Raw genomic sequence first — 9,473 nt, forward strand, 5'->3', positions numbered from 1 at the left:
CCATCAGTTGCCGTTCGGACCGAATGCTATACAGAACCTGCAGCAGCATCGCGCGCAGCAGCTTCTCCGGCGCAATGCTCGGGCGTCCGCCCTTGATATCGGCTTCGTACATGCTTGCGAACAGCCGATCCATCTTCGTCAAGGCCTGGTTGACCATGGTGCGGATCGGGCGCAACGGATGCGCTTGCGGCACGAAATCTTCGAGTCGCAGCATGGTGAACAGGCTTTCGGTGAAGGTGTCGGCGCCGCGCATGAATCTCGGATGGAGTGGTATCTGGTAATCAACGCCTTGGCACGATACCGCGCTGACTTCGGGCTAGGTATTTCAGCTGCCTGCTAGGGCAAGGCTGCCAGTCTTCCAACTCCCTGTCGAGCATCAACACCACATCGTGATTCGTCTGGAACAGGAACCGACGCATCAGTCGGCGAAACCACCCCTACACCGTTTGCCACGCCCGGGAAGTCCTTGGGCAACATGCGCGAGCCACAGCCCGAGCGCACTAGGTATCGCAAGGCGTTGATGACCTCGCTCCACTCAACCTTCCTGCGTCGGCCTCGCTGAACCGGTTTAGCAGTAGGAAACTGGCTCGTTTGACAAAAAATGCGCGGGACCTGGCTGAGCCGCTATCCATGGACGAACAATAGAATTGTCTATTGGAGATGCGGAGTCTTAGTCGATTCTGCGAGGCGGCAATGTGCACTAGATGACAAATTGCAACAATTTCAACAGCGCGTTCCACCGTCATAACGACCGCAAGGTCTCCATACCCGCATGAAGCCTGCTTTTGCCCTAAACACACGACAGGCACAGCCCTTGCACTGCTCTTGATAGCCTCGGGCCCGTCAGGGAATGAGCCTGGTGCCGGTGCTCAGATTTTTGACAAATGAGCGGCGCCCTTAATCGTCGGGCCCACTGCTTTCCAGCGATAGCCCCCAGTGTTGCAAGTAAAGGCCATGTTCACTCTTGCCATCCCGCCCATGTTCAACTCGTCACTAGACTCCACTTTACTCCCACTGCGTTCTAACCCTCTCCTCCTCGGCGGCGAAGACCGCTCCGGCACCACCTTGCTTAGCATCCTGCTCGACTCGCACCCGGATTTGGTCGTAGGCCCGGAGATCGATTTTACAGAGCCAGTTAACCTAGGCCCCCATATTCTCGCAGTATGCGCCATGATGGCCTGTCAGGATCCACGGGTCACCGGTACGACGAAGGAAACCATCGACTTTAAGTGGTTCGACGGCGTGCACTTCGTCTTGCAATGTGAACGTTTCGGCTTGGACCGAGACGACGTACAGGAACTGGTGGCCCGTCTGATGGCCGAGCGTGGCACCGACCTGTCTACACTGGAGGACCGCTGCTTCCTTATCGACTCTATTGGCGAGTTCCGACGTCAACAGACCGGGGCGAAGCGATGGGGCCTAAAGCTTCAGCGGAGGATCCAGGACATCGGCACATACGCCACCATTTGGCCAAAAGCCCATTTTGTCCATATCATCCGCGACGGCCGCGATGTGGCAGCCTCCCATGCTAACGTCCCCGACTGGGGCCATCGGAGTATCGCGGAGGCCGCGCAGGGCTGGCTAGAGGTCGTCACCCGGCCGCGCCTTGGGGCGCCGAGTGGTCGCTATCTCGAAGTTCGATACGAGGATCTGGTCACTGTCCCGCGTGAGACAGTCGCACGGATGCTGGAATACCTTGGCTTGCGATGGAACGAAGCGGTTCTGCATCACGCAGAGCACAAGCACGCGCTCTTCGACAAACCGTGGGGCCACCCCTCAGCTGAAGCCGCTGCTCAACCGCTATACACAAGGTGTATTGGGCGGTACTTGCAAGACCTTACGCCGCAGGAGGTTGAGCAGTTCGAGCGGATAGCCGGCAATGAACTGGAACAGTTCGGCTACAAGCTGTCCGTGCCGGCTTTGCGGGGCGGGGAATGATAGACGTTGCAAACGAAACACCACGACACCGCTTGCCCGGCAGCTTCTATCTTCTTCTCTTGGGCGAGACGGTTTCCCGCGTCGGCTCCCAGGTGACCCTCATCGCCCTACCCCTGACCGCGATCCAACTACACCGAGCAGGGCCGCTTGAGACAGGCTTCCTGCTAGCCTGCGGACGCGCCCCGTACCTTCTGCTGGGCCTGCTTGTCGGGGTCTTCGTCGATCGGCTTTCACGCCGGATTCTTCTGACTGCGGCAAATTCGATAATGGCGCTAACGCTGGCGACCGTACCAGTGACTGCTTTACTAATCGGACACGTCGGCATGCCCCATCTCTACACAGTTGCTACACTGGTGGGTGGGGCCACGGTGATCGCCGACGTGGCCTTCTTGGCATGTGTGCCAACTGTCGTGCCGCCCCATCAACTAGTACAAGCGCAGAGCTGGCTAGAACTGGGACAATCGGCGGCATTGGTACTTGGCCAGCCGCTCGCAGGCTGGCTGATCTACTCCTTTTCCGCGCCTATCGCGATACTTGCAGATGCGGCGTCGTTCCTTCTGGTGACGGTGCTGCTTCCATACGTGGTGATGACGCCGATAACAAGTACGCCGGTGACAAGTAACCACAACGATGACGACGCTAGGGGCATCCTTGAACGCATCCTCTCGGAGGCGGCAGAGGGCGCGCTATTCGTGCTACGCACTCCCGGACTACGCGCAGTCACCTTTGCCACCGGCACTCTCATCCTTTGGTACAGCGCCTACTCCGCTGTCTTTCTGTTGTATCTAACCGAAGAATTGGGGCTAAACGCCACAATGGTCGGAACGGTCTCAGGCATCGCCGCCACCGGAAGTGCTATCGGGGCATTGCTCGCTCGTCCTGCTGCTCGAGCGTTAGGCTTGGGTCGCGTGCTAATCGCAGCGCTCCTTATCAGCGCCGTCGGCGCGATGCTAACCCCCATGCTTGATGTGCCAGGATGGTTATCGGTGGGACTGTCGCAATTCGTATTGTGGATCGGCCAGCAGCTCTACAACGTCCATCAGGTACCGATCCGCTATGCCTTGGCTCCGCCTCAACTGCACGGACGAGTGAACGCGAGCATCCGGACCATCGTGTGGGGACTTGCTCCATTCGGCGCCGTGCTGGGCGGCGCCTGTGGAGCATGGCTTGGCGTACGCGCGACGCTACTGCTCAGTGGAGCCCTCATTGCCGCAGCCGCTGCGTGGATCTTGGCATCTCCTCTGCGATCCGTGCGTACACCGCAGCTCGTGGAGGCACGCACCGAACCGGGGTCTGCCACCATTGTCTCCAATTGCTCTCGGACAACACGCGCCACACCATGAAGCTCACCGACATGCTATCGCCTAGTCTATCTCCGGGCTACCTCACCGTCTGGCGGGCCACGGCACCACACATATCCGATCCCAATTGGATAGCCGACGCTCGGCGGCCGTCCCACGTGCAGGAAGCCCACATCACGTCTGCACTTGAGGCAGCTGGTGACGGTCCCTTGTATCCGTCTTGGCTGGCCTGCACCTTCGACCTGCCCGGTGAATTCAATGCAGTTGCTTTCGCCACGGCGTTGCGTGACTGGATAACCCGCCACGAAACCCTCCGTAGCCAGCTCACCCCTGCCTCGTGCGTCCCACCTGGTGGCCGATTCCACCGCAAGACGCTACCAGCCGAGGCCGTGAGAATCCGCCCCAGTACGGCGGTGAACTTCACCGACGGCCGCAAGTTGGCGCGACATCTGGAAAACCTGTTCGACAGTGAGGTCCTCGCTGTCGGCTGGCCTGGCTATCTTCCCGCCACCGTCAGCCGCCCGGAAGCAACCACCGTCTATGTCGCCGCGGACCACACTCTAATGGACGGCTACTCAATTTTCCATACTGCGTATGAGCTTCAACTACTGTATGCGTCAGCACTCGCGCCCTCAAGCAGCGCAACCACCTCCCCTCTCCCCCACCCGACGGCAAGCTATCTCGATTTCGCAGAGGCCGAACGGAACGCCGCCGATGCGTTAACCGCGGAACACGCATCTATAGCGCGCTGGCGGACTTTTGTTGCCGAAAGCGGGGGACGCCTGCCGCAGTTCCCTGTATCAGTAAGCGATGCGACCGGATGCCCTGCCGCGCAGCCAAGCGGATACACAGAGCTTCTCAACGCATTTGACGCACTCTCCTTCAATCAGGTCTGCCGCGCAGTTGGGGGCAATTCCTTTGCTGGGCTTCTCGCCTGCCTTGCAAAGGTAGGCCAAGAAATCAGCGGCTCGAACGTATTCCGTACCATGGTCCCCGTCAATACACAGACGGATCCGTCCCAATTATCCATAGGGTGGTACGTGGGTATGGGTCCAGTGGCCTTCACGCTAAATGGAACAGACTCTTTCTCTGACGCGGTGCGTTCGGCGGTTGCAGGTCTAGCCGGGCTGAAGGACCTGGCCCGGATACCGCTACCCCGAGTGGCGCAACTCCTCGGCCTGTCCCTGCGCGACCCTTTCATGGTTTCGTACATGGACCTTCGGCGTACGCCTGGGGCGAGCAGTTGGAACACCTGGAGAACCACCGTCTTCCGTAGTCGCTGCACCGATCCTGAAGAGGTGTTTCTTTGGTTCATACGTACTCATGATGGCTTCTCCATTAGCTATCGCCACCCCGCCACCGAATTGGCAGGCATTGCGGTCCCCCACTACGTGGCCAGCACAAAAGCTTTGCTTGCCGCCGTCGCGAACAATGGCGGTTGGCCCGCACTGACATCCCATCTCAAAAAGGAGACCATTGCACATGACGGATATCAGACACATTGCGGCGGCCGCATCTCGTGATTACACAAGCTTCGATGTTGTTATCGTTGGCTCAGGGCCTTCGGGATCGATTGCTGCCCGAACACTTGCCGAAAAAGGTTGTCACGTTGCCGTCCTCGAGTATGGAGGCTTGGTATCCCAAGGTGCGCTATACGGGCCCCATCAGGCAGCCTACAGCAAGGCACGCACATCTTCCCACGGTCGCGCCGATGGAAATCCGTGGACCGCGTGTGCCGTCGGTGGAGGAATGGAGTTTTACAACGCGATCACGTTCAGATACCGACAAGCAGATCTCTCGGCCTCCCAATACCTGAGGACTGACATGGAGATAGACTGGCCCATTGCCCTTCAGGATCTCGAACCTTTCTATTCCGAAATAGAGAATCTATTAGAGATTAGTGGTACGAATGGATTTCGGCCATATCCGGCAAGCCCGCGAGGACTATTGATATCCGATGCCATGCAAGAACTTGGCATCAAGGCAAAGAGTATCCCACTGGCGATCCGACAACCCAAAACCACCAATGGATGCATTGAGTGCTCGGGTTGCGACGACCTGGTGTGCCCTACAGATGCAAAAGCAAACATACGCACACGAAGTATTCTTGACGACTCCGCCTTACCAGGAACGATTTCGGTGCTGTACGGATGCTTTGTCAACGCGATCGAACTCCGAAACGACTGCCGTGCAGAAGCCCTTGAGTGCTATGTGCCGCTCTCCTCGCGACGGATTAGAATTCCAGTTAAAACCGTCATCGTCTGTGCAAACGCAATTCAGTCAGCGGCATTAATGCTTCGCTCGACTAGCCGTCATGCACCGACAGGAATAGGAAATGATTCTGACCTTGTAGGGCGCGGCCTCTCATTCAAAATCAGCGGATACTCCGTCGGCTACATGAAGAATACAGCCCCGGTGCCTGCACATTGGGGGCCGCACGCGACCGTGTATACGGACGACTTCTATGAGCACCCTGACGTGCCATGCAGATTTGGTGGCCTGATCTATGAAGCAAATTTCCCTTCGCCGGGAGATAACATCGGCCTCGTGCGGTTACACTACATCGCCGGGGAAGAACCTTGGTCACACAACCGTGTCATGCTTGATGCGGCCATTGACCCACACGGGGTTCCTTACGTCCGTATCGCATATAAAAACTCTGAAAATGATCTCGCACGAATTAGCTTTCTCGCTAACCGGGCCGAAGACACACTGCGCCGCTTAGGCGCATCCTGCATCGAACGCATGCCCTTTTCCCGCGGGAAAGGCAGTTGCCATCTGCACGGCACAATGCGAGCCGGTTCCGATCCAAAGACTTCAGTAGCCGACCGCTACGGTAGGATTCACGGGTTAACAAACATCTATGTTATGGATGGCTCCGTGATGAACTTCGCCGGAAACAGCAATCCGACGCACACCATCATGGCCAACGCGAGGCGAATGGCCCTGTCACTAGCCGAAAGGGGAAACTAAATGAGCAGTTTCGGAGCTGCCGGTCATTTGGCTGAGTGGGAGCGTGAAACCCGCACGTCCATCATATTTCGATCCGCCAATGGCGCAACGGCGGAGGATATCGACGGCAAGATTTATCTTGATATGACGTCCTGCAGCGGGTCTTCACCCTTGGGAAGTAATAACGCTGTATTCAAAGCCAGATTTTCTCAAGCTATGGAGAAAGATACTGACGTTCTTCCATCGGCGGTGAGCATGCAACGCCAGATACTAGCTGAGAAGATCTCGATGAAATTCCCAGCCATGCCTAGGGTGTTCTTCTTGAGGACCGGATCTTGTGCAACGGAAGCCGCCGTCCGCATCGCGCGACACCGAACCGGCCAACCGATTATTCTAACGGCTGGTTTTCACGGCTGGCATGACATCTTTCAACAGTACCCGTGGCAGGAAACCCCACCGGCCAATGATCATTACATCCAAGATTTTCAGTATGATTTAGATATCTTGGAGCAACAGTTGAGTCGGAACAGAGGCAAAGTCGCCGCCATTTTCGTCACGCCAGAGCCGTCAGTCTTTCCTCCGGAGTTACTCCACCAAATCGCTAGGATGGCTATACTGCATGGAGCGCTGTTGATCGTTGACGAGGTGCTTTGCGGCCTTCGTTACGCCAATGGTGGCTACTGTCAACGGCACAAAGTCCCAGCCGACCTGATCACCTTGGCCAAAGGGATCGCACAGGGAATCGGCCTTTCCGCGGTCATTGGCACCGCCGATGCCATGTCCGGGGCTGACGGGGTTTATCTTGGCAACACCTACTTACGCGAAAATCGCGCCTTTGTCGCCGGTAACCTAACGCAGGAAATCTTCGAAGAAGATGGCACCGTGGCTCGCTTGGCGGAAAGCGGGGCGGCGCTCAAGAGGTTGTTCGACGAGTCATTCGCTCGCTCCGGAATACCCGCGCGTGTATTAGGAAGCGACACCATGTTCGATATCGTCATGCCTTCGCAAAGGCATGGACAGGCATTTGTTCGAAGGTGCCTTCAGTACGGTATCTACACAGGCTACCCGGCCACGTACATGAGCAATGTTTCCATGGGCGACAAATTCTTCAGCGCTTTACAAGAGGCGCTGAAGGGGGCGCTAGCAGACTACTGCAAAGACGAGGATATGACTGCGCAGGTAACGGACAGGTCCATGGTGGAATACTGTTGGCAGGCGTTCCGCGCGACAGAGAATGCTTGTCTTTCCAACAAGACTTATTGGGCGCGATCATGATAAACGTTCGAGTGAACGAATACGATCATGTAGCCTTTGACTTGGATGGCGCCCTCGTTGACTCGGAGGCAGTCGTTAAAGGCGCGCTCCGTCGTTGGGCGCAGGGGAAACTAATTTCGCCGGATTATGTCCTACGGATGTCTGCGTCCGGTCGAGATGTCGAACTGATAGCTGCCATTGCGCCTGGCCTATCGCCGGAGCGTGAAGCCGCTCGCATTGCACAATATGAAATCCAAGCGATGCAGCTGTTACGGCCGATAGCGGGCGCCGCAGAATTCTATCGCTCCATCCCAATCGAATGGAGATGAATGGAGATCAATTGTGACCTCTTCCAGTTCGACGAGCTATCAAGAGCCGCAAAGGGCTGTCGGAGCTCGAGTACACAAATCGCGCAGCTTCCAAGATGGTGCAAATCGATTCAATTTGCTCTATCTAGTTTTGCAGCGACGCAGTGCGCGGAGCCGTTCAAGCCAAAGTCACCTGAGAGAGATGGCTGAAGAGTCCGGTACCGAGGTACGAACGGTCAAGGATTTGCCGCTCGACCTCGACGCCAAGCGCTCCATCGCCTGATGATCTGCTTCACATCGCGATAGTCAAAGTATTTTATTTTTGGCAGGGAAGTCCTAGGAATAAGGATCGCAAACGGCGGCGGCCTCTTAGCGGAGCAAACGCCAACATTACTGTAAGACCGACGATCAGCGGCTAAAGGAGGATCCCGGCTTACGAGTACAAGAAGACCCCGATTGGTGTCCTGTTCGGTCCAAGCGGCATGCCAAACACTAATATTATTCCCGAGAGTTCCTTTGCACTAACATTCAAAGGCTCCTCCTAAGTTTTGTCATTGACAAATTTGGCGATCTACTTAGGAGCGCCAAATGAATCGTACGTGCCACCTGCTTCAATTCTTCTATCGTCTTATATCCGCTCACCCGAAATGCATAGTCTGTGGGAGCTTTATACATCTTGCGCGTATCTGCAAACCTAGACTCGTCAGCGGTTATCGTGTTCATGAACACGGTGTAGACTGGATACTCGGCCGCGTCCAGAAAGGCTCTGCGTGTTTCCACAGTGGGACAAACAAAATCCACAATGCAATAGTCGTTCGCCCCGTAGTTTAGCGTCAGATTGGCAATTTCGGACATACGACGCGCGTGCTCAATGCGATGCACCAAACTAAACGTCAAGTCACGATTTATATTTTCCCGAACAAAATCCGCATTAACCCAGCTAGCTGTCGGCATTAGATCCAGAAGCATTCGAGCGAGGGTGGTCTTGCCAGCTCCTGGAAGACCTTGAATCAAGACGATGACCCGCTCTTTGTGTTGCATATCCCATTTATTCATGATTAATTGATTATGTCCTCGATGAAATTCCGCAATGAACCGCCCTTCCATTTTTGATGGATTTCTCATCCACGCCCCGTCCATTATCTCTACGCAATTATCCTGATCCTTTGCATTCGAGCCTCACCTTGGTTTCCGTAACTTTGCTGGTGCACTAACAGCTTGTACAATTGATTGTTTCGATACCTTTTATCCAAAAATTGGATGCCTGTGCTTCTTCCGTAGCGGGCTTGCCCAATGATGTGATCGAAGGCCAAGTAAAGATCGTGGATCGGCCATGCGATTTAGGTAGGCAAGGCCAAAGGCAGGCAGCCCGCCCCCAAATCGCTCCCTAGATACTCGTAATTTCCGAGTTGGCCAGAGTGGATATTTGCCGACTTCACAACAAATGGAACAGGATCCTGGGACGTGGTAGGGAGAAGATAGCGTGCTTATCCGGTTAGCTCCCAAACCTACTAGATGTAGTGGGTAGCGATTTTTTGGCATAGAGCTCGGCATAGGTCGGCGCGGTGACGTCACCAGCGATGCCGAGCAGGGAGCGAAATGCATTGAAGGGATAGAAACGACGGTTGAAGCGGAAGGTAAATTCGTTGAGATAGGCTTGCAGGTGCTGCGGGCTGACACCGTGATGAATTCCGCGCAGCCAGGTCTTGAGATTGGAGAA

8 protein-coding genes and 1 pseudogene are annotated in these 9,473 nt (G+C 55.9%); 5 read left to right on the forward strand and 4 right to left on the reverse strand.

All coding sequences use genetic code 11. The features are described from left to right. Positions 1–253: IS5 family transposase (locus A3A5_RS37800; protein ID WP_018309856.1), on the reverse strand; the 253-nt coding region annotated here is incomplete at its 3' end. An 82-nt stretch (positions 254–335) separates the two neighbouring features. Further along, a pseudogene (locus A3A5_RS40845) lies at positions 336–558 on the reverse strand (transposase); the annotation flags it as partial. Between the two features lie 396 nt (positions 559–954). Here A3A5_RS40845 and A3A5_RS0106795 point away from each other — a divergent pair. The 5 genes from A3A5_RS0106795 to A3A5_RS0106805 are packed head-to-tail and all read left to right on the forward strand — an operon-like array spanning position 955 to position 7,466. Continuing rightward, on the forward strand, positions 955–1,938 hold the full coding sequence (locus tag A3A5_RS0106795) for a sulfotransferase (protein WP_018309857.1): 984 nt from the start codon (positions 955–957) through the stop codon (positions 1,936–1,938). After that, a complete protein-coding gene (locus A3A5_RS37805; RefSeq protein ID WP_051108494.1) occupies positions 1,935–3,281 on the forward strand; it encodes an MFS transporter in 1,347 nt (448 codons plus the stop codon). The genes A3A5_RS0106795 and A3A5_RS37805 overlap by 4 nt, the downstream gene beginning before the upstream one ends. Beyond that, positions 3,278–4,762, forward strand: coding sequence for a hypothetical protein (locus A3A5_RS40850; protein ID WP_157637147.1), 1,485 nt, complete (start codon positions 3,278–3,280; stop codon positions 4,760–4,762). The genes A3A5_RS37805 and A3A5_RS40850 overlap by 4 nt, the downstream gene beginning before the upstream one ends. Then, positions 4,722–6,212: a GMC oxidoreductase gene (locus A3A5_RS40855; protein WP_081623819.1), complete on the forward strand. Its 1,491-nt coding sequence runs from the start codon at positions 4,722–4,724 to the stop codon at positions 6,210–6,212. Before A3A5_RS40850 ends, A3A5_RS40855 begins: the two co-directional genes overlap by 41 nt. Continuing rightward, positions 6,213–7,466 carry an aminotransferase class III-fold pyridoxal phosphate-dependent enzyme gene (locus tag A3A5_RS0106805; protein ID WP_026200530.1) on the forward strand — a complete coding sequence of 418 codons (1,254 nt, stop codon included), beginning with the start codon at positions 6,213–6,215 and terminating at the stop codon, positions 7,464–7,466. 815 nt (positions 7,467–8,281) lie between these two features. On the opposite strand, the gene A3A5_RS0106815 is transcribed toward A3A5_RS0106805, so the two are convergent. Together A3A5_RS0106815 and A3A5_RS40865 are read right to left on the reverse strand one after the other, a co-directional pair. Next, positions 8,282–8,878 (reverse strand): adenylyl-sulfate kinase, encoded by a 597-nt coding sequence (locus tag A3A5_RS0106815; RefSeq protein WP_232431282.1) that lies wholly within the window; start codon positions 8,876–8,878, stop codon positions 8,282–8,284. Between the two features lie 370 nt (positions 8,879–9,248). Continuing rightward, positions 9,249–9,473: transposase (locus A3A5_RS40865; protein WP_018309861.1), on the reverse strand; the 225-nt coding region annotated here is incomplete at its 5' end.

This window comes from Cupriavidus sp. UYPR2.512, assembly GCF_000379565.1.
Classification (GTDB): domain Bacteria; phylum Pseudomonadota; class Gammaproteobacteria; order Burkholderiales; family Burkholderiaceae; genus Cupriavidus.

Coding starts and splice junctions, on each gene's coding strand:
- A3A5_RS0106795 (WP_018309857.1), top strand. CDS start 955: ATGTTCACTCTTGCCATCCCGCCCATGTTCAACTCGTCACTAGACTCC.
- A3A5_RS37805 (WP_051108494.1), top strand. CDS start 1,935: ATGATAGACGTTGCAAACGAAACACCACGACACCGCTTGCCCGGCAGC.
- A3A5_RS40850 (WP_157637147.1), top strand. CDS start 3,278: ATGAAGCTCACCGACATGCTATCGCCTAGTCTATCTCCGGGCTACCTC.
- A3A5_RS40855 (WP_081623819.1), top strand. CDS start 4,722: ATGACGGATATCAGACACATTGCGGCGGCCGCATCTCGTGATTACACA.
- A3A5_RS0106805 (WP_026200530.1), top strand. CDS start 6,213: ATGAGCAGTTTCGGAGCTGCCGGTCATTTGGCTGAGTGGGAGCGTGAA.
- A3A5_RS0106815 (WP_232431282.1), bottom strand. CDS start 8,878: ATGAGAAATCCATCAAAAATGGAAGGGCGGTTCATTGCGGAATTTCAT.